This is a genomic window from Marinobacter sp., from assembly GCF_033722735.1.
In the GTDB taxonomy this organism is placed as follows: domain Bacteria; phylum Pseudomonadota; class Gammaproteobacteria; order Pseudomonadales; family Oleiphilaceae; genus Marinobacter.
Window position 1 is genome coordinate 55,417 of record NZ_JAWVYN010000016.1, and the last position, 20,701, is coordinate 76,117.

Consider the following 20,701-nt stretch of genomic DNA (forward strand, 5'->3'; position numbering starts at 1 on the left):
GGAGTGGTTATGGGCAATCACCATGACAGCATCGCCCTGGACTGGGTTCGGGGAGAAATTCAGGACACGCTGATTCAAGGTCAGCAGGCGCTCGAGGCGTACGTCGAGAACCGCGACGACAGCGCCCGCCTGCGCTTTTGCCTGAACTACCTCCACCAGGTCCACGGCACCCTGCAGATGGTCGAACTCTACGGTGCGGCGCTGCTCACCGAAGAGATGGAGAGGCTCACCCAGGCCCTGTTGAACGAATCCATCGCCAACACCGAAGACGCCATCGAGGTGCTGATGCAGGCCATCCTGCAGCTGCCGCAGTACCTGGAGCACCTGGGCACCCATAAAGACGACTTCCCGCTGGTGCTGCTGCCGTTGCTCAACGACCTGCGGGCGGCCCGTGGCGAACCGCTGCTTTCCGACACCTCGCTGTTCAAGCCGGACCTGACTCCGGCCCAGACCCGGGCCACCCCGAAGGCCTCCCAGCGGCTACAGGATCCGAAGGTGCTCAGCCATCTGCGCAAACTGCGCCAGATGTACCAGTTTGCGCTGGCCGGCATTGTCCGGGAGGATGACCTGCGGGCCCATTTCGATTACCTGCAAAAGGTCATCCAGCGGCTGGTCAAGCTGTGCCAGGGAACCCCGAGGGAGCAGCTGTGGCGGGCCGCGGGCGGCTTCGTCGAGACCCTGCAAAGTGGCGACAACCCGGTAAACACCGCGGTCAAGTCATTGTTGCGCAACCTGGACAGCGAACTGCGACGGCTGATCGACGAGCACGTGGACATCCTCCAGCAGGATGCCCCCGAAGCCCTGTTCAAACACCTGCTGTACTACGTGGCCCGGGCCCGCGAGCTGGAGACCCCCTACGTCCGTGATTTGCGTGCGCGCTACAAGCTGGAGGAGGCCCTGCCTTCCGAGGCCGACGTATCGGAGGCCCGCAGCCGGGTCGCCGGTCCGGGCAAGGAAGCCATCCATTCCGTCGTCACCGCCCTCAACGAGGAATTGGCCAAACTCAAGGACCAGCTCGACCTGTTTGTCCGGGCCGAGTTCCGCCAGAACGACGAGCTTGAGGAGTTGCTGCCGGGCCTGCGCCAGGTCGCGAACACCCTGGCCGTGCTGGGCCTGGGCATTCCGCGCCAGGTGATCACCGAACAGATCGAGCTGGTCGGCAAGCTCAGCCAGCAGACGGAGGCAGTGGATGACGGCACCCTGATGGACATTGCCGGCGCCCTGCTCTACGTCGAAGCCAGCCTGGCCGGGCTGGAGAGCGAACAACAGCCACCGCAGCCCCTCGATGAAGCGGTCCCACGCCCCGATCTGGGCAGCCAGGAACTGGGGGAGGCCAACAGCGCCCTGTTGCGGGAGTCCCGCAATACCCTGGAACAGGTCAAGACCGCCATCGTCAACTTCATCGCTTCCAAGTGGGACCAGCGGGAGATCGAGCACGTCCCCGGCCTGCTCCACAGCATCTGCGGCGGCCTGGGGCTGGTACCGCTGGATCGGGTCACCGAGATGCTGGCCTCCGCCGAGCGCTACGTTACCGACGTCCTGCTCGACAGCAAACAGGTCCCGGACTGGCAGCAGCTCGAGGCCCTGGCCGACGCCATCACCAGCATCGAGTACTACCTGGAGCGACTGGCCGATGGCAGCGCCGGCAGCGACAGCATTCTCCAGGTTGCCGCCGACAGCCTGGCCAGCCTCGGCTTCCCCGCCGGCGCCGAGCCCACCTGGACGGAGGCCGAAAGCACCTCGTCCGCAGAGGCCGAGCCGGCGCCGGTGGAAGCGCCGGAATCGACCACCAAGGCCTCCGACGCCGAGTTGCTGGACGAAGAGATCCTCAACATCTTCATCGAGGAAGCCGAAGAGGTCCTGCAAACCATCCACGAGTACTATCCGCGCCTGCAGCAACAGCACGACGACCATCAGGCGCTGACCGAAGTCCGCCGGGCCTACCATACCCTCAAGGGCAGTGGTCGCCTGGTGGGCGCCACCAGCCTCGGCGAGCTGGCCTGGGCGGTGGAAAACCTGCTCAACCGGGTGATTGACCAGACCGTCAGGCTCAGCGACGACGTTTTTGCCATGGTGGATGCCAGCAACCTGCGCATCCCCGAGCTGATCGCGGACTTCCGCCAGGGCGTCGCCGACAGCCCGGTGGACGAACTCATCGCCCGCGCCGAGGCCCTGGCCACCACCAGCAAGGTGACCGAAGCGCCGGCCCAGCCCGAGTCCGAACCGGTGAGTCCCGAGCCTGCCGCCGCACCGGCCCCGGCCAGTGACAAGGGCGCGGACCTCGACGACCTGATTGACGATGAGATCCTGGAGATCTTCATCGAGGAAGCCGGCGAGGTGCTTGACACCATCCGCGAGTACCTGCCCATGCTGCTGCGCCAGCACGACGACCGCAGCGCCCTGACCGAAGTCCGACGGGCGTTCCACACCCTCAAGGGCAGCGGCCGCATGGTGGGGGCCGGCGTGGTCGGCGAGCTGGCCTGGGCCATCGAAAACATGCTCAACCGGGTCATCGACGGCACCATCCTGATGAACGACGACGTCGCCGCCCTGCTCGACGACGTTACCGGCGTATTGCCGGATCTGGTCAGCGATTTCCAGCACCACCGCCCCCCCAGTCACGACACCCCAACGCTCGAAGCCCGCGCCAATGCCCTGGCCAATGGCGACATCCCCGACGCCGCCGCAATGCCGAAGGGCGAACCCGAGCCGGAACCGGCGGCCGAGTCGCTGACCGGGGACGACCTGGTGGATCCGGTCCTGCTGGACATCTTCGAGAGTGAGGCCGAAACCCACCTGCAGACCCTGGAAAATTTCCTGCGCCATGCCGGTGACAAGACCTCGGTGGCTTACACCGACGACGTCTCCCGCGCCCTGCACACCCTCAAGGGCAGTGCCCACACCGCCTCCATCAACCCCATTGCCAAGGTCATTGCACCGCTGGAGCATTACGTCAAGGACGCCCGCGCGGCGGGGCTGCGGGCGGACCAGGATGCCCTGGGACTGATTCGGGACGGCTGTTGGTTCGTCTCCCAGGGGCTTGGCCAGATTCGCGAGAATCCACAAGCCGACCTGACGGGCACCGAAGACTTCCTGCAGCGCCTGGCAACGCTGGTGGACCGAACCCTGGGCGGCCGTGTCACGGCAACCTCCAGCGAAGTCGAGACGCAAACCGATCCGCAGCTGGTGCAGTTGTTCCTCAGCACCGGCCTGGACACCCTGCTGGACGCCGACCGGATCCTCGACCAGTGGGCTCAAGCCCCCGCCCAACGCCAACCGTTGGCCGAACTGGAGCAGGAACTCAAAGAACTCAACGAGGGGGCCGAAAAGGCCGGGCTGGCGGACGTTGCCGAGCTGGCCACCGCCCTCGCCGGCCTCTACCGCGCCATTAGCGACAACAACAGCACCCCGGATAAGGAACTCTTCGACGCCGCCAAGGCGGGCCACGAACACCTGATCGACATGATGGACCAGATTGCCGCCGGCCTGTCGACCGTACCGGGGCAGGATCTGGTGGCCCGACTGCAGGCGTTGGCCGATCAGTGTGCCCGGTCGCCGCAGGCGGACGCCTTCAGCGAAGAGTTTGGAGACGACCTCGAGACCATCGACCTTAGCCTGGAGCATGACCTTGTCGAGGATGAGGCCCCGTTGCCCACGGCCGAGGCTTCCGAACCGGATGGCGACGAGGACGATCAGGCACTGATCGAGATTTTCCTCGAGGAAGCCCGGGAACTCGTCGACAGCACCGCCGATACCCTGCACAACTGGAACGCGGCACCGGACAACACCGAACTGCTCCGACTGCTGCAGCGGGACCTGCACACCCTCAAAGGCGGCGCCCGGCTGGCGGACATTGCCGCCATCGGTGATCTCGCCCACGAGCTGGAAACCCTGTTCGAGGGACTCGGCGAACAGCGCCTGACCATCGCCGACACGCTGTCGGACCTGCTGTTCCGCTGCCACGACCGCCTCGCCGCCATGGTCGACTCCCTCGACCAGCAGCAGGGCCCGCGTCCAGCCCCGGATCTGATCAGCGAGATACACGCCTACATGGCGGACGCCGGCGGCAGTCGTCCGGTGACCGAGATTCCCGCCCCCGAGCTGGCGCCGGAAACGGCCGGCGAGCCCGAGGACATCGCGGCCACCGAGGCTCTCGATCCCGAACTGGCGGAGATCTTCCTGGAGGAAGCCGGTGAGATCATCAACACCACCGCCGAGCAATTGCACCAGTGGCAGGGCGACCCGGATCAGCCCGACCTGGTCAAGGAGCTCCAACGGGAGCTGCACACCCTCAAAGGCGGCGCGCGGATGGCGGAGATCGCCCCGGTTGCCGATATCGCCCACGAACTGGAGACGCTGTTTGAGCGCATCGCCGATGGGCGCCTCCAGGCCACGGACGCTCGCACAGAACTGGCGCTGCGGGCCCACGATCAGTTGGCGGCAATGATTGAGGCCATCGCCGACAGCGGCACCTGTCCGGCGGCACCGGAGCTGGTTCAGCAGTTGCGAGCCGCCCTGGTCGACACGCCCGCCGGGGACACCGGCGACTCCGACCAGGCCGCCACGGCGGAGCCGGAGCCCAGTGAATCCGGGGCCGCAACGCCCGCCCCCCAGACGGAAGCGACGGCAGAACCCGAACCCGCGTCGGAGGGCGCCACCGAGGAGGCGGCCCCTGCCTCCGAGGACGCATTGGGCGATCTGGATCCCGAGCTGGTCGGCATCTTCCTGGAGGAAGCCTACGACCTGATCAATGCCACCGGCAGTTCCCTGCATACCTGGAGCGAAGAACCGTCGGATCGGGACATTGCCGCCGAACTGCAACGGGATGTGCATACCCTCAAGGGCGGGGCCCGCATGGCCGGCGTCGACGCCATCGGCGACCTCACCCACGTGCTGGAAGACCTCTTCGAGAAGCTGGCGGAAGGCCAGCTCGCCGCCACCCCGACCATGATCGAACTGCTGTTCGCCTGCCACGACCGGCTGGCCCAGATGGTGGAGCAGGTTGCGACCCAGAAGCCCTGCCCACCGGCCGATGACCTGGTGGCCGAGGTCAAGGCGGCCCTCACCCTGCCCGCCGGTGAAGCCCCCTCGGAGCCGCAACCAGCCACGGCCGAGGCCCTTGAAGCTCCCGCCGGGTCGGCGGAATCCCCCATGACCGAGGACCTGATCGGGATCTTCCTCGACGAAGGCCTCGAAATCCACGAGGCCATCGTGGAATGCCTCGCCCAGTGGCAGGACGCGCCGGAGGAACTGGCCGGAATCACCCAGTTGCAGCAGGAGCTGCACACCCTCAAGGGCGGTGCGCGACTGGCCGACATCGATGCGGTCGCCGAGCTGGCCGAGGCCTGGCTGCAGGCGCTGGATCGACTGATTGCCGGCAGCCCCATGCAACAACGGGTGCTGACGCTGAGCGAACAGGCCGGCCGGGCGCTGCGAAGCATGCTCACGGCCCTGGAGAATGGCGAGTCTCCCACGCCGCCGACCGCCCTGATCGAGGAGTTCGGACAAACGGACGAAGGCGGGGCTGCCGGTACCGCCGCCGACGAACCAGCGGCCCAGGAACCGGTGGATACCGAGGTGGTGGAAATCTTCCTGGAGGAAGCCCGGGAACTCCTCGACCAGCTCGAGCACCTGCTGGCGGATTGGCACAAGGAACCGGAGAATCACCATTTCAATCGCGAGGCCCAGCGGGCCCTGCACACCCTCAAGGGGGGCGCCCGCCTTTCCCAGTTGACGGCCCTCGGCGACCTGGCCCACGGCCTGGAGACCCGGCTGATCGATCTGGGTGGAAACGCCCCGGATGAGGCTACCTGGCAAGCCATTACCCGCGAGTACGACGCTCTGGTGGCCAAGGTTGCCGACATCCGTCAGCAATTTGAAGACGGTGCTGCGGCACCTGCTCCGGCGCCAGCGGCGAAGCCGGCCGCCGAGCCGGAAACCAAGGCCGCCGAACCGGCACCGCAGGAGGCGCCGGCCAGACCGGCGGCGACCGAACCGAAAAAACCGCTCCAGCCCAAGCCCTCAGGCGCCAAGCCCGAATCGAACAAGGCCGCCGCTGGTCGCACCGCGGCCCAGGAATCCATTCGGGTCAGCGCACCGCTGCTGGACGAGCTGGTCAACCTGGCCGGCGAAACCAGTATCACCCGTGGCCGGCTGGAGCAGCAGAGCAGCGACTTCAGCCATACCCTGGATGAGATGGCCGCGACCATCGAGCGTCTGCGGGAACAGCTGCGGCGCATGGACATCGAGACCGAGGCCCAGATCCTGTTCCGCGCCGAGCGGGAGCACGGCCCGGATTACGGCGAGGATTTCGACCCGCTGGAGATGGACCGGTATTCCTCCATCCAGCAGCTGTCCCGGGCCCTGGGGGAATCGGCGTCCGACCTGGCCGACCTGCGGGAGACCCTGTCGGACCGGGTCCGCGACACCGAGACCCTGCTGGTGCAGCAGTCCCGCATCAACACCGAACTGCAAGAGGGTCTGATGAAGACCCGCATGATCCCGTTCGCCTCCATGGTTCCGCGGCTACGGCGGATCGTGCGCCAGATCAGCGGCGAGCTCGGCAAGAAGGTGGAGTTTGACGTCCGCAACCCCGAAGGCGAAATGGACCGCAACATCCTCGAACGGATGATCGCGCCGCTGGAACACATGCTCCGTAACGCCCTGGACCACGGTATCGAGAAGCCCGAGGCCCGCCGCCAGGCCGGCAAGCCGGACACCGGGGAGATCACCCTGTCGCTCACCCGCGAGGGCGGCGACGTGGTGCTGCGCATGATGGATGACGGCGCCGGCATTCCCTCCCAGGTGATCCGCGACAAGGCCATTCGCCAGGGCATGCTGCGGGAGGACGAGGAGCTCTCCGACCGCGAGATCCTGCAGTTCATTCTCCAGCCCGGCTTCTCCACCGCCGCCCAGGTGACGCAGATCTCCGGGCGCGGGGTCGGCATGGATGTGGTCGCCAGCGAGATCAAGCAGTTGGGCGGCAGCCTGGACATCGACTCCGCGGTCGGCCACGGCACCACCTTCACCGTCCGCCTGCCGTTCACCGTGTCGGTGAACCGGGCGCTGATGGTGTCCACCGGCGAGGACTTCTACGCCATTCCACTGAACACCATCGAAGGTATCGTGCGGGTCAGCACCTTCGAGCTGGAAGAGTATTACCAGCCGGACGCCCCGCTGTACGAGTACGCCGGCCAGCAGTACCGTCTGCAGTACCTGGGCAGCCTGCTGCACAGCGACCACCATCCCAAGCTCCAGGGTCAGGCGTTGCCGCTGCCGGTGATCCTGGTGCGGGGGTCGGAACAGCCCATGGCCCTGCAGGTGGACAGCATCATGGGCAGCCGGGAGATCGTGGTGAAATCACTCGGGCCGCAGTTCAGCTCGGTGCGTGGCGTGTCCGGCGCGACCATCCTCGGGGATGGTAACGTGGTGGTGATTCTCGACCTGCCGGCGATGATCCGCTCCGACATCCTGTCCGAGCGTCAGCGTCTGGCCGATCTGACCAGCAGCCAGGAGACCCAGCGTCGCGAAGCCCGCCCCACCGTGGTCATGGTGGTGGACGATTCGGTCACCGTGCGCAAGGTCACCTCACGCCTGCTGGAACGCAACGGCATGGAAGTGGTCACCGCCAAAGACGGCCTGGATGCGGTGGCCCAGCTGCAGGACCACCAGCCGGACATCATCCTGCTGGACATCGAGATGCCCCGGATGGACGGCTTCGAGGTGGCCAGCTTCGTCCGCCACGACGACAACCTGCGGGACACCCCGATCTGCATGATCACCTCGCGGACGGGCCAGAAGCATCGCGACCGGGCCCTGTCCCTCGGGGTCAACGAATACCTGGGCAAGCCCTTCCAGGAGTCGGAGTTGCTGGGCACCATTGAACGGTTGACCGGTGACCGCTAATGGCGGCACCGGAACGGCCCAGGGTCGGCATCGTGTCGGACAGCGCGCTGCAACGCCACCGGCTGCAGGAAGCGGTGGCCCACTTCGGGCTGGAAGGCTGTTTCAGCGGAGACCCACAACGCCTGCTGGACCAGCCGCAGCTCCCGGAGGCCCGGCTCTGGCTGGTGACGCTGGAGGGCGAGGCGGATGAGGCGGCGCTGTTCGACCACCTGCTCGAAAACACCGAGGCCCCGGTGTTATTCGGGCTCGACACGGCTCCCAAGACCGGCGCCACCCACTATGTCCGGTGGGAACGGCGGCTGTTGGACAAACTCGAGCAACACCTGGGACCGCTGGAAGAACTGGACAGTGCCGCAGACCTGGAGCAGTTGGCGTTCACCGGGCCCGAAGTGGCCACCACACCGGATTTACCGCAGTGGATTCCGCCCGCCAAGCCGGACACCCCCGCCGACGAGGTCTGGATTCTCGGTGCCTCCCTGGGCGGCCCGGCGGCGGTCAAGGAATTCCTGGATCACCTCCCGGCCGGATTGCCGGTGGGATTCATCTATGCCCAACACATTGATGGCCACTTCACCGAGGTGCTTACCCGGGTGCTGGGCCGGCATGCCCATTACCGGCTTCGCCATGCCGACGCCGGCATGAAGGTGCACAATGGCGATGTGGTGCTGTTGCCGGTGGAACACGAATGGGTCCTGGCCGAGGACGGCACCCTGGTGGAGAAAGACACTCCCTGGCCGGGCCCCTACGGTCCGTCCATCGACCAGGTGCTGCTCAACGTGGGTGAGCACTACGGCAACCGCTGCCATGCGATCCTGTTTTCCGGCATGGGCAACGACGGCGCCATCGCCGCGCCCCTGCTGCGGGCCTACGGCAGCCGGATCTGGGTGCAGGACAGCGCCAGCTGCGCCAACAGTTCGATGCCCGATTCCGTTGCCAACACCGGCTGTGTGAGCTTTACCGGCACCCCGCGGCAACTGGCCAAAGAACTCGTCAAAACCATTGAGGAATCCTGTCTGCTGAAACGCCGCCAGCAACAGGACCCCGCCTGAGGACGTGAACGATGAACGAAAGCAGCCAACTCCTCCCCTGCGTGATGATCCCGATGAACGAACGGCAGCTGCTGCTGCCCAACGTGTCGGTGGCCGAAATCGTGGATCATGTGGCCGTGGAACCCCGCGCCGGCGCGCCGGCCTGGCTGGTGGGCGACCTGAACTGGCGGGGCATGCAGCTTCCGGTGATCTCCTACGACGCCGCCAACGGTGCCGCCACCCCCGGCCAGGCCGGTCACCGGGGACGCATCGCCATCCTCAATACCATCGGCCGGCACCATGGCGAACTGCCGTTTGTGGCGATGGTGACCCAGGGCATTCCCAGCCAGACCCGGATTGCCGAGGACCAGATCCGTCGCTGTGACGGCGAGACGGGCCCCGCCGATCTGATGCTGGTGGACGTGGATGGTGAAATCGCCTGTATTCCCAACCTGGAGTTCCTGGAATCCCTGGCGCTGGAAGCCAACCACTGAGTCCGGCGGTGACGCTCGCCAGGGTGAATGTTATAATGTTGCAAATCTTCACCGGATCGCGTCACCATGTCCGCCAAGGCGTTGCCCTATCGCCCCCATAACCATGCCGCCTGCGTCCAGCACGCACTGGCCGAGGCCCGCGCCATCTGCAAGGCGCAGAACGCCCGCCTGACCCCCACCCGGGAGCGGGTGCTGGAATTGATCTGGCAATCCCACAAGCCCCTCGGCGCCTATGACCTGCTCGCGGCCCTGGCGGACGATGGCCACAATGCCGCTCCGCCCACGGTCTACCGGGCCCTGGATTTCCTCCTCCAGCACGGCCTGGTACATCGCATTGCCTCGCTCAACGCCTTCATCGGCTGCACCCACGCCGGCGAGCACCACACCAGCGTGTTCCTGATCTGCCGCAGCTGCCGCACCGCCCTGGAACTGGCGGCGCCGGCGGTGAGCGAGGCGGTTTGCCAGGCCGCCGAGGCGGAGGCGTTCACCCCCGAGGACACCACCATCGAAATCGCGGGCCAGTGCCCCAACTGCTGCCATGACTGAACGACTGGTTACCCTGAACGACGTCTCGGTCCAGTTTGACGGACCGCCGGTGGTCGATCGCATCAATCTGACCGTCAACCGCGGCGACGTCGTCACCATTATCGGTCCCAACGGCGCCGGCAAGACCACCCTGATCAAGGCCGTCCTCGGTATCCAGGCCATCGCCACCGGCGACATCTGGCTCAAGCCCGGGGCCCGCATCGGCTATGTGCCCCAACACCTGATCCTGCAGCCAACCCTGCCGCTGAGTGTGCGCCGTTTCCTGATGCTGACCGGCGAACCCGAGGCGGCCTGCCGGGCAGCCCTCGCCCAAACCGGCGTCGAACACCTGTTCGACGCCTCGGTGCACCATCTTTCCGGCGGCGAGAAGCAACGGGTACTGATTGCCCGGGCCCTGGCCCGCAGCCCGGATCTGCTGGTGCTGGACGAACCCGCCCAGGGCGTCGACATCAATGGGCAGGCAGCGCTGTACGACCTGATCCGGGACCTTCGCGACCGGCTGCACTGCGGCGTCATCATGATCTCCCACGACCTGCACCTGGTGATGGCCGCCACCGACCGGGTCATTTGCCTGAACCAGCACGTCTGCTGCAGCGGCTACCCAGCAGATATCTCCACGGATCCCGCCTTTATCAAGACATTCGGCCAAAAAGTGGCCGAGAGCCTGGCGGTCTACCATCACCATCATAATCACCAGCACAACCTCCACGGCGACGTGGTCAACAGTGACGACGGGACACCCCCCCACGAGGATTGCAACCACCATGGCGTTCATTGATACGGTCCTCGGCGACTTTTTCTGGCGGGCGCTGCTGGGTGGCCTGGGGGTCGCGCTGGTGGCAGGGCCACTGGGCTGCTTTGTGGTCTGGCGCCGCATGGCCTACTTCGGGGACACCCTTGCCCATTCCGCCCTGCTGGGCATCGCCCTGGGCTTTCTGCTGCATATGCCCCTGAACCTCACCATTGCCGGGACCTGTGTGGCGCTGGCCCTGGTGTTGGTGGCGCTGGCGCGCAGCCGGACCCTGGCCACCGATACCCTGCTGGGCATCCTCGCCCACAGTGCCCTGGCCATCGGCCTGGTCACCCTCAGCCTCATGCCGGAGGTGCGGGTGGATCTCAGCGGTTATCTGTTCGGGGACCTGCTGGCCATGAGCCGCGACGACCTGGGGTGGATCTACGGCGGCGCGGCGGTCATCCTCGCGCTACTGTTCCGGTTGTGGCGGGGCCTGTTGATGACCACCATCCACGAAGAGCTGGCCCGGGTGGAAGGCTTCCCGGTGGAACGCCTGCGGCTGACCCTGATGCTGATGTTCTCCCTGGTGATCGCGGTGGCCATGAAGATCGTCGGGGTACTGCTGATTACCGCATTGCTGATCATCCCGGCGGCCACCGCCCGCCGCCTGGCCCGAACCCCCGAGCACATGGTCATTCTGGCGGTGACCATCGCCATGGTGTCGGTCGTCGGCGGCCTCAGCCTGTCCTGGTATGGCGACACGCCAGCCGGCCCCTCGGTGGTGGTCGCGGCGTTCCTGCTGTTTCTGCTGACCTACGGCCTGGTAAGGCGACCGCAAAGCTGAACCGCTTTCCCATGTTCCCGGCCGTGGTCTAAAGTGAATCAGAGGCTCCCTGGCGTCCCGCTGGAGGGTCCATTCACCGAATGGGACGCCAGGCCATCTGCGGAGACATCCATGGGTTTGTCCAGGCCCTCTGGCCGACTTCTCGCACTGTTCTGGCTGCCCCTCCTGCTGCTGGCCATTGGCCTGGGGCTGACCTGGCACAATGCCACCACGGCGGCCAACAGCGTCCAGGCCCAGACCGAGCAGATGCTGGCGGTCCGCCACCGCGCGCTCGCCACGCTGCTGAAGGACCAGCTCGATGTGTTGCTGGAAAGCAGCCGCCGCGTCATCGCCAGCCCCCTTCGTGACGGCAGCGATTTCCGTCAACGCGCCAGGGCGCTGATGGAGCGTCACGCCATGCTGCAGAGTGTGGAACTCATTCGCCAGGTCCCCCATGACCTGCGCCTGCAGACCGAGGCCCGGATCGCCGGAGAGCAACTCGAGGGGGGGCTGTTTCACCACTGGGAGCAAGACCCCGCCACCGAACCGGCGGACTCCCAGGCCAACTATTTGATTGTGCACTGGAGCCACACCCGGGACGGCATCGGCGAACGAGGCGTCGCCATGGGCCTGCTGGCCACCTCGGTACCTCACTGGCGCCAGCCTCTGGCCACCGCGCGCCAACAACAGACCGTGGCCACCACATCGGTCCGCACAGTCCCCCTCAACGGCGGCAGCAACCAACTGGTGCGGTTGTTCCTGCCCGTGTCTGCCAATGAGCTGCTGAGCGTGTCGTTCAGTCCGGACCGCTGGCTGGGCAGCCTCTACGGAAGCTATTACGATCCGGACATCCAACTGACGGTCCACGACCTCAGCCACCACTCCAAGACCCCGCTGTACCAGCACCGGGTTGATAATGGACCGCTTTCGGATCAGGTTCTGCGCACCGAAGTAGCAATCGGCGACCGCTACTGGATGGTGGCCACGGAGCCGACCCTGGCGCTGTTTTCCGAAGCCAGTGCCGGCCTGCGCCGACAGCTCTGGCTGTCCGGCCTGGCGTTCGCCCTGTCGGCGGCCCTGCTCCTGTGCTGGCCCATCCTTCGCAACCGGCAACTGAGGAGCGAACTGGAACGGTATCAAAGCCAGTATCAGCAGCTGGAGCAGCGCTTCGCCAATCTGGATGTCGAGAAAACCATCCTGCACCAGGCCCTCGACGAGAGCGGCCAACGGACCCGGGATCTGGTGAGTCTGGCCGGTGGATTCGTGGCGGAACTGGACGAGCACCTACGCATCGGGTTTATTTCCGATCAGGTTTCGGACCTGCTGGACCGCCCCCCCTCCGAGATGGCCAACCGCCCGTTCGATGAGCTGATCGCCCCCCACTACCGGGAAAACTTCCTGGCCACGTTGAAGGCCGCGCGGGAAGACCGCCACGTTGAGCGCATTGACCTTGAACTGCAGCTCGACGACCGGTCGCCCCTGCCGGTCTCACTGAGACTCAAGGCCCAGACCGACCCGGTGCACGGCTGCGTCGGTTACCGGCTTAGCGCCCTGCCTCGTCATTGAGCGGTTAGAGGGCTACGCCAAGGTCTTGTGGCTACCGTCGCAGTACGGCGGATTGCCGGTCTGCTTGCAGCCGCAGAACCAGATCCATTCGGTCTTTTCGGCACTGAACCTGACCGGCCTCAAACCCGTGCCTTTGTGGGAACCGTCGCAGAAGGGCTGGTTGCCACTGCGTCCACAGGCACACCAGAAGTAATCCTTGCCCGCCTCCACCAGCACCGAACAGGGCGTGGTACGGGCGATTTGGGGTTGCGCTGTCTCAGACATGGACTCACCTCGCTGTCATCAGCTTGCAGTATAGCCACCCTCGTTGAAGTTGGTTTCTTGTGCAAACCAGAACATGCCGATATCATTATATTCCCATTTTGTTATATGTTGTGATCATCATGTCGGATCGTCGTCGCGTGTTGTTTGTCTGTTCCGCCAACAGTGCCCGCTCGCTGATGGCGGAAGCCCTGCTCAAGTCCATGGCCGGTGACCGGTTTGAGGTGGCCAGCGCCGGCACCGAGCCAACCAGCCCACACCCGCTGACCCGGCAGTGCCTGCAAGAGGAAGGCCTTGAGGTCGACAACCTCAGCAGTACCCCGATCAGCGCGTTCGCCGATCAGCAGTGGGACTATGTGATCATGTTGTGCAACAAGGCCGCACACGAATGCCAGAAAGTCCCCTTTTCCGGTCAGGTGATCTCCTGGGACTTTCCCGATCCAGCCGCCACCAACCGTCATGCCACCTTTGCCATGGTGATGCACGAAATTCGCGAACGCCTGAAACTGTTCGTGATGGTGCACCAGAAGGCGGCCCCCATACCGATGGACTACCCGCCGGCCACCGTCTTCAAGTTGCTGGGCGACGACAACCGGCTGGCCACCCTGCTGTTGCTCCTGCGCGAAGGCGAGCTGTGCGTATGCGAATTGACCGCTGCCCTGGAGCTGTCCCAGCCACGAATCAGCCGCTTTCTGGCGCAGCTGCGGGAACAGGCCCTGGTGGAAGATGAACGCCGGGGCCAGTGGGTCTACTACCGCCTCCATCCCGCGCTACCGGAGTGGGTTCACGGCGTGCTGGAATCCACCGTCGCAGCCAACACAGACTTGCTGTCGCCAATGGTCCTGCGCCTGGACACCATGACCGACCGGCCCGACGGCCGCTGCACCACCATGGAGAACCAAGCATGAGCACACTGAAAGTAGGCATCAACGGATTCGGGCGCATGGGCAGGCTGGCACTGCGCGCAGCCTTCGACTGGCCGGAAATGGAATTTATCGCCATTAACGACCCCGGTGCCGACGCCCAGACCCTTGCCCATCTGTTGAACTTCGACAGCGTCCATGGCCGTTGGCGTTACCATGCCGAGGCCGATGGCGACAGCCTGGTGATCGGGGAGCAGCGTATTACCGTTACCGGCAACGCCACCATCGCCGACACCGACTGGTCCGACTGCGACGTGGTCATCGAGGCCAGCGGCAAGATGCGCAAGGTAAAGCTTCTCAACGCCTACCTGGATCAGGGGGTGAAACGGGTGGTGGTGACCGCGCCGGTGAAGGAGACCGGTGCCAAGAACCTCGTGATGGGGGTCAACGACCATGAGTTCGATCCCGCCCAGCACCGCATTGTCACCGCCGCTTCCTGCACCACCAACTGCCTGGCGCCGGTAGTGAAGGTCATCCACGAGCACCTGGGTATCAAGCACGGCTCGATGACCACCATCCACAGCCTCACCAACACCCAGACCATCATCGATGCGCCCCACAAGGACCTGCGCCGGGCTCGGGCCTGCGGCAGCTCGCTGATCCCCACCTCCACCGGCTCCGCCACCGCGATCATCGAGATCTTCCCGGAACTCCAGGGTCGGCTGGACGGCCACGCCGTGCGGGTGCCGCTGACCAACGCCTCCCTCACCGATTGCGTGTTCGAGGTGGCAACCCCCACCGACCGGGACACCGTCAACCGCCTGTTGCGCGAAGCCGCCGAGGGTCCGCTCAACGGCATCCTCGGCTACGAGGAGCGCCCGCTGGTGTCCATCGACTACAAGACCGATTCGCGCTCGTCGATCATCGACGCCCTCTCCACCCTGGTGGTCAACGGCACCCAGGTGAAACTCTACGCCTGGTACGACAACGAATGGGGCTACGCCAACCGCACCGTGGAGCTGGTTCGCAAGGTGGGGGCCGCGGACGGATGAGCCCGGCAATCCGCCAGTACCTGATCATCACTGGCAACTACTGGGCCTTTACCCTCACCGACGGCGCCCTGCGGATGCTGGTGGTGCTGCACTTTCACCAGCTCGGCTACTCGCCGCTGGAGATTGCCCTGCTGTTCGTGTTCTACGAGTTCTTTGGTGTGGTCACCAACCTGGTGGGCGGCTACCTGGGGGCCCGCCTGGGCCTGAACCGCACCATGAACCTGGGGCTGTTCCTGCAGATCGTCGCCCTCGGCATGCTGGCGGTGCCCGCAGCGATGCTCACCGTGCCCTGGGTGATGGCCGCCCAGGCACTGTCCGGCATTGCCAAGGACCTCAACAAGATGTCCGCCAAGAGCGGCATCAAGCTGCTGGTGCCCGGGCAGCAGCAGGGCAGGCTCTACAAGTGGGTGGCGCTGCTGACCGGCTCCAAGAACACCCTCAAGGGGGTGGGCTTCTTCCTCGGCGGCGCCCTGCTGATGCTGGCCGGCTTCAAGGGGGCGGTGCTGCTGATGGCGGGGGCCCTGCTGCTGGTGTGGCTGGCCAGCCTGGTGCTGTTGAAGGCCGAATTGGGCAAGAGCAGGGCCAGGCCCAAATTCACCGATCTGCTGTCCAAGAGCCGGGCGATCAACGTGCTGTCCGCCGCCCGCCTGTTCCTGTTCGGCGCCCGTGACGTGTGGTTTGTGGTGGCGCTGCCGGTGTACCTGCACACCGTGTTTGGCTGGGATTTCTGGACCGTGGGCGGCTTTATGGCACTGTGGGTCATCGGCTACGGGTTTATCCAGACCGTCGCTCCCACCCTGACCGGCCGTAGGCGTGGCGCCGTACCCGGCCGCAACGCCGCCACTGGCTGGGCCACCCTGCTGGCCATCGTGCCAGCGCTGATGGCCGCGGGGCTGCTTGGCGGAATGCCCGGGCAACCGCTGGTGATTGGCGGGCTGTTGCTGTTTGGGGTGCTGTTCGCCATCAATTCGTCCCTGCACAGCTACCTGATCGTGAGTTACGCCCGGGCCGATGGGGTGTCGCTGGATGTGGGGTTCTATTACATGTCCAATGCCGCCGGGCGGTTGTTGGGGACGGTGCTGTCCGGCTGGGTGTATCAGGCCTGGGGGCTGGAGGCGTGTTTGTGGATTTCTTCGGGACTGGTGGTCTTGGCGGCGTTGTTTGCGATTTTACTACCCGAGCGGGGAGTTGCCGCCCCAGCCTGAAACCTCCGGGCAGGCAAGCATGGCCCAGGCCTTTCCCAAACACGCCCGCAAGTACGTCCCTGTAGGGCTCGGCTGTGGCCATCCCTGGCCACAGACGGTTTGGGAAAGGCCTGGGCCACGCTTGCCGATCCTACCCATCGATCCATCGATGTTTAAGACCGGTTCGAGACCCGCACAAAGTAAATAGCCGTTATTGGGTGACGGCCGGCACCGATGCAGCAGCCCTATGACAGGAACAGGCTCATTCAGTGCTTTCCATCCAGAGGCCGCAAAACCTCCCTGAGCCGCCCACTCTCCACCAACTCCAGAAACTCATCGCCCAGTTGCTCACTGGCCGCCACCGCCTCCCGCCAGGCCTTCTCTCGTGCTGCGTCGTCGCCCACGTAACGCTCGAAATCCTTCCGGTCCGGCAACTTCCTGTCCGGCAACGACTCCAAATATTCCTTCGACGGCGCCACCAGCAGCACATCCTGCAATCGGGTGGCATCGCCACGACGCCAGGGCAGCGACTTGTCGAACCAGCCGGGCACCACCTTGTCGGTGAAGTGGGGGTACAGCACCACGCCAGGCTGTTCGTAGGGCAGGTCCAGGTGATAGTCCAGCAGACCACCATCCCGGTAAACCCCTTCCGGCGCCCCCGGAATGTTACGCACCCCGGACATGATCAGCGGGATGGAGGCCGAGGCCAGCAGCGCTGGCAACAGGTTGTCCCGGGTCAGCGCCACCTGGTGGCTGGGAAAGTCCACCAGCTTGGCCACCGGGGTGGGCAACCGGCTGTCGTGAATAATCCCCCGCTCCATGAATCGACCCAGGTGCTTGCGGCTGACCATGTTGGCGCTGATGGCGTTCATCAGCCCCAGGCCGAGCCGTCCCCGGCTGTCATGCTCCAGCAGCCCCAGGCTCCGCACCACCACAATGTTGAGCCGGTAGTGGGGATGGCTCAGCAGGTACTCTTCCCGCCCCGCCAGCAACTCTTCCAGGAACAGCACGCTCTTGCGGCTGACCTCCGCGGCGCTGACGCCCTTGGCAAAGCGCTGGGAGGTATAAAGTTCCGCCAGCCTGGCCAGCTGGGCCTTGGGATCATCACTCGATGCCACAGCGGCGAATCGCCAACTGCCGATGGAGGAACCGATAAGTGCCCTTTCCTGGGGCGCCCGCGGCAGCCAGTCACCGAAGATGGCCTGGTCCAGCCCGGTCAGCCCCAGGGCCTTGGGGCCTCCCGCGGCACCGGGAATGACATGGACATCCTCCGGTCGCAATGGCATGGATTGCAGGCGCTCGAGCGCTCGACGTCCCGCACGCAGGGTCAGCGCCGGTGGCCGGGTATGGATAGCGGTCATAGTTGGTCTCCGATTGGACCCGCGAGTGTAACCAAGCCGGCGAGCCGTCGCCAGCACCGGGACCTGAAGCCATCGTTTCATGGTACGCTTGCAAGACACGTTCCCGGCTTACCCGCTATGCCAGCAACCACGACCGCTGACTCCACCCGCCAGAAACTGTTGCTCACTGCCCTGGAGCTGTTCGCCGAGCGCGGACTCGACGGCGTCTCGCTGCGTACCATCAGCGCCGAATCCGGTACCCGCAACTCGGCAGCGGCCCATTACCACTTCGGCAACCGGCTGGGGCTGATCGACGGTGTGCTGACGCTGATCACCGACCACCTCAAGCCCCGCTTCGAGAGCGCGTTCCGGCAGGTCGAACGGGCACCGTCCCCCACCCTGAGGGATATCGTGCAGGCGATGTGCGCGCCCTATCTCTCCCTGCTGTCCGGGACCCCACCCTGGGGATCGGCGGCCCTTCGGTTCATGGCCCATCTTCATGCCGATAATACCCAACCGGTGATTGGACTGCTCAACGAGCACTTCCGGGTCGACATCGAGCGCATCGAGGCCCAGCTGCATCGAGTGCTGCCGGACATCGACCGGGGTACCCTGCGGATCCGGCTCGGGTTCACCTTTGTCAGCCTGATCCACGGCGCGGCGGAAATCCACCTGCTCTCCACCACCCCCTTTGGCGACATTCGCCCCGACGATGCCACCCTGTTCAACCAGTTTGTCGACTACGTGGAAGGCGGCTTGAGTTTCGGTCCCACCCACTAACGGATCCCCAGGGGCCGTGCTAGACTCAACCAAAGGCGTTCACGCCGGCTTGTGACCTGTGCCTTACCCAGGGAGTCATCAGTTGAATTCTTTGTCGTTCCCCGCAAGGAAATGCGCGTCAAATCCAACCCTGGTGGTACTGGGCTTCCGACGCCAGATCATCTATCACCTGCATTTCTGGGCGCTTATTGCGGTATTGCCGCTGGTGTTTGTGCAATGGCGGCAGGAACACTATCTGCTCTCCCTGCTGCTGGTGCTGTTCTGCGTCAATTCGGTGCTGGTGATCGCCTTTCTGCGCTGGCGCCGCGTCTACTTTCTACACGGCTGGCCCTTTGTGGTGCTGGCGATGGTGTCCTCGGCCTATTCCATGGTCATCAATGGCCATGCCGGCCTGTATTGGGCCTATCCCACCGCGGCCGCGACCTTCTTCCTGTTACCGCTGCGCCCGGCTTCGGCCAGCAGCATCGTGTTTGTCGTTGTCATAGCCACCATTGCGTTCCTGGGCTTTCCCCAGTCGGATTTCTGGCGCATCACCTTTTCACTGGGACTGACCTGCGTCTTTGTGATGGTGTTCGCCTGGCTGGTGGGGCAACTGAAGGAAGAGCTCACCCGACTGGCCACCACCGACCCTCTCACCGGCTGCCTCAACCGGTCCCAACTGGCAGACATTCTCAACAGCCAGATCCAGATGCGGGAGCGCTATGAGCGGGTGTCAAGTCTGGTGCTGATGGACCTGGATCATTTCAAGACCATCAATGACCGTTGGGGCCATGTGACGGGGGACCGGGTGCTGAAAGAGGCGGTAGTACGCATCCGCAAGCGGTTGCGGGAGAGTGACCAGCTGTTCCGGATCGGAGGTGAGGAATTCATGCTGGTGCTGCCGGAAACCCGCCAGCGGGACGCGGAGCGACTGGCCCAGCAGTTGCTGAACAACATCAGTGCCGCGCCCTTCGTGAACGAGATCCCGCTGACCGCCAGCGCCGGGGTTACTGAGGTCAGTAAGGGCGAAACCTGGTCCACCTGGCTCAACCGGGCCGACCAGGCACTCTACAGTGCCAAGCGCCAGGGTCGGAACCGCTGGGTGAGCAGCAAGGACATCAAGCCCGGCACCTCCGTCTCGGCCCCTTCTGCCATCTAGTGTCCCGTAACACAGGTTCGTCGCCTGTCCACATGCCCTGGGGGTTCACTAACGAACCCGGCAGGACTGGAAAGTCTGGAACGCATCAAACACTGCCTCGGGCGCTTCGTAATGGGGATAGTGGCCCACCCGTTGCAGGCACACCACGTCCGCCTCGGGAATCAACTCGTCGAAGCGGTGGGCCATGGCCACCCCTGAGATCGGATCCACCCGACCGTAGACCACCCGCAGAGGCTGGCCGGCCCTCTGTAGCGCACCCACCCACCGGTTGCGGTGGCACCGCCGCTCCTCCATGAAGTGAATCAACCGGTGCAGAACGCCACGGCCGTTGTTGTAGGTCAGCAAATGCCAGAAATCGTCCAGTTCCTGGACCGTCGGCCAGCGATGCCCACCGAACAGGCGCCGGAACTGGGTGTCAAACGCACGCCGGGACAACCCCCGACTGAACAGCCCCCCCAGCGGACCGCTGAGCAGTTTCTGGACCAGCAGGGGCCGGTGCACCTCTGGGAACAGGGCACCGTTGAGGAAACAGACGCTGGCGATGGCAAACGGCAACTCGCCGTCCTGCTCCCGCGCCAGCAGTTCCTGGGCCACGCTGCAGCCGTAGTCGTGGACCAGCAGGTGCACCCGTTTCAGCCCCAGTTGCTCCAGCCAGCCCTGATGCAGATCGGCCTGGTCATCGATGCTGTACGGGTGTCTGGGGGGCTTATCGGAAAAACCGAACCCCAGCATGTCGAGAGCCATGACTCGGTAATGACGCACTAGCAGCGGCCACATCCGACACCAATCCCAACTCGCCGTGGGGTAGCCATGGATCAGCACCAGGGGGTCCCCCCGGCCTTCCATCCGGCAGAAAATGGCATGGCCCTCATAGTGAAACCATTTGCCACCCTGTTGCCAGGCCTCGAGTGAGAGCGGCCTGGTCAATGCCCGTACGTTGTCCGTCACCCGTCGATCGATCTGTTCCATCAGTGGGCCTTGTCTGTAG

At 65.0% G+C, this 20,701-nt stretch carries 15 protein-coding genes; 12 read left to right on the forward strand and 3 right to left on the reverse strand.

The features are described 5' to 3' along the window. Nucleotides 1-9 precede the first annotated feature (9 nt). From R3175_RS12770 to R3175_RS12800, 7 genes are all read left to right on the forward strand, one after another. Nucleotides 10-7,905 (forward strand): Hpt domain-containing protein, encoded by a 7,896-nt coding sequence (locus R3175_RS12770; protein ID WP_318944689.1) that lies wholly within the window; start codon nt 10-12, stop codon nt 7,903-7,905. Continuing rightward, nucleotides 7,905-8,954: a chemotaxis protein CheB gene (locus tag R3175_RS12775; RefSeq protein WP_318944691.1), complete on the forward strand. Its 1,050-nt coding sequence runs from the start codon at nt 7,905-7,907 to the stop codon at nt 8,952-8,954. The genes R3175_RS12770 and R3175_RS12775 overlap by 1 nt, the downstream gene beginning before the upstream one ends. Nucleotides 8,955-8,965: 11 nt before the next feature. Beyond that, the gene (locus R3175_RS12780) at nt 8,966-9,427 is read left to right on the forward strand and encodes a chemotaxis protein CheW (RefSeq protein WP_318944692.1); all 462 of its coding nucleotides are present in this window, start codon (nt 8,966-8,968) and stop codon (nt 9,425-9,427) included. A 66-nt stretch (nt 9,428-9,493) separates the two neighbouring features. Beyond that, complete coding sequence (locus tag R3175_RS12785; RefSeq protein WP_318944694.1) at nt 9,494-9,973, forward strand: Fur family transcriptional regulator; 480 nt, start codon at nt 9,494-9,496, stop codon at nt 9,971-9,973. Next, a complete protein-coding gene (znuC, locus tag R3175_RS12790; RefSeq protein WP_318944695.1) occupies nt 9,966-10,751 on the forward strand; it encodes a zinc ABC transporter ATP-binding protein ZnuC in 786 nt (261 codons plus the stop codon). Before R3175_RS12785 ends, znuC begins: the two co-directional genes overlap by 8 nt. Beyond that, nucleotides 10,738-11,550 (forward strand): zinc ABC transporter permease subunit ZnuB, encoded by an 813-nt coding sequence (gene znuB, locus R3175_RS12795; protein WP_318944696.1) that lies wholly within the window; start codon nt 10,738-10,740, stop codon nt 11,548-11,550. The genes znuC and znuB overlap by 14 nt, the downstream gene beginning before the upstream one ends. Before the next feature lie 111 nt (nt 11,551-11,661). After that, a complete protein-coding gene (locus tag R3175_RS12800; RefSeq protein WP_318944698.1) occupies nt 11,662-13,095 on the forward strand; it encodes a CHASE domain-containing protein in 1,434 nt (477 codons plus the stop codon). Nucleotides 13,096-13,107: 12 nt separating this feature from the next. On the opposite strand, the gene R3175_RS12805 is transcribed toward R3175_RS12800, so the two are convergent. After that, nucleotides 13,108-13,359, reverse strand: coding sequence for a CDGSH iron-sulfur domain-containing protein (locus tag R3175_RS12805; protein WP_318944699.1), 252 nt, complete (start codon nt 13,357-13,359; stop codon nt 13,108-13,110). A gap of 119 nt (nt 13,360-13,478) precedes the next feature. Between R3175_RS12805 and R3175_RS12810 the strand changes: the two genes are divergently transcribed. The 3 genes from R3175_RS12810 to arsJ are packed head-to-tail and all read left to right on the forward strand — an operon-like array spanning nt 13,479 to nt 16,476. Next, nucleotides 13,479-14,264, forward strand: coding sequence for a metalloregulator ArsR/SmtB family transcription factor (locus R3175_RS12810; protein ID WP_318944700.1), 786 nt, complete (start codon nt 13,479-13,481; stop codon nt 14,262-14,264). Next, entirely contained in the window at nt 14,261-15,271 is a 1,011-nt protein-coding gene (locus R3175_RS12815; protein WP_318944702.1) for an ArsJ-associated glyceraldehyde-3-phosphate dehydrogenase, read from the forward strand. The genes R3175_RS12810 and R3175_RS12815 overlap by 4 nt, the downstream gene beginning before the upstream one ends. Further along, nucleotides 15,268-16,476 carry an organoarsenical effux MFS transporter ArsJ gene (arsJ, locus tag R3175_RS12820; protein WP_318944703.1) on the forward strand — a complete coding sequence of 403 codons (1,209 nt, stop codon included), beginning with the start codon at nt 15,268-15,270 and terminating at the stop codon, nt 16,474-16,476. The genes R3175_RS12815 and arsJ overlap by 4 nt, the downstream gene beginning before the upstream one ends. A gap of 245 nt (nt 16,477-16,721) precedes the next feature. Here the strand turns inward: arsJ and R3175_RS12825 are convergent, their stop codons facing one another. Beyond that, nucleotides 16,722-17,816, reverse strand: coding sequence for a patatin-like phospholipase family protein (locus R3175_RS12825; protein ID WP_318944705.1), 1,095 nt, complete (start codon nt 17,814-17,816; stop codon nt 16,722-16,724). Nucleotides 17,817-17,933: 117 nt separating this feature from the next. Here R3175_RS12825 and R3175_RS12830 point away from each other — a divergent pair, with 117 nt between their 5' ends. Beyond that, on the forward strand, nt 17,934-18,575 hold the full coding sequence (locus R3175_RS12830; protein WP_318944706.1) for a TetR/AcrR family transcriptional regulator: 642 nt from the start codon (nt 17,934-17,936) through the stop codon (nt 18,573-18,575). Between the two features lie 82 nt (nt 18,576-18,657). Further along, a complete protein-coding gene (locus R3175_RS12835) occupies nt 18,658-19,713 on the forward strand; it encodes a GGDEF domain-containing protein (protein ID WP_318944708.1) in 1,056 nt (351 codons plus the stop codon). A gap of 48 nt (nt 19,714-19,761) precedes the next feature. On the opposite strand, the gene R3175_RS12840 is transcribed toward R3175_RS12835, so the two are convergent. After that, nucleotides 19,762-20,682, reverse strand: a complete 921-nt coding sequence (locus R3175_RS12840; protein ID WP_318944709.1) for an alpha/beta hydrolase — start codon at nt 20,680-20,682, stop codon at nt 19,762-19,764. Nucleotides 20,683-20,701 lie beyond the last annotated feature (19 nt).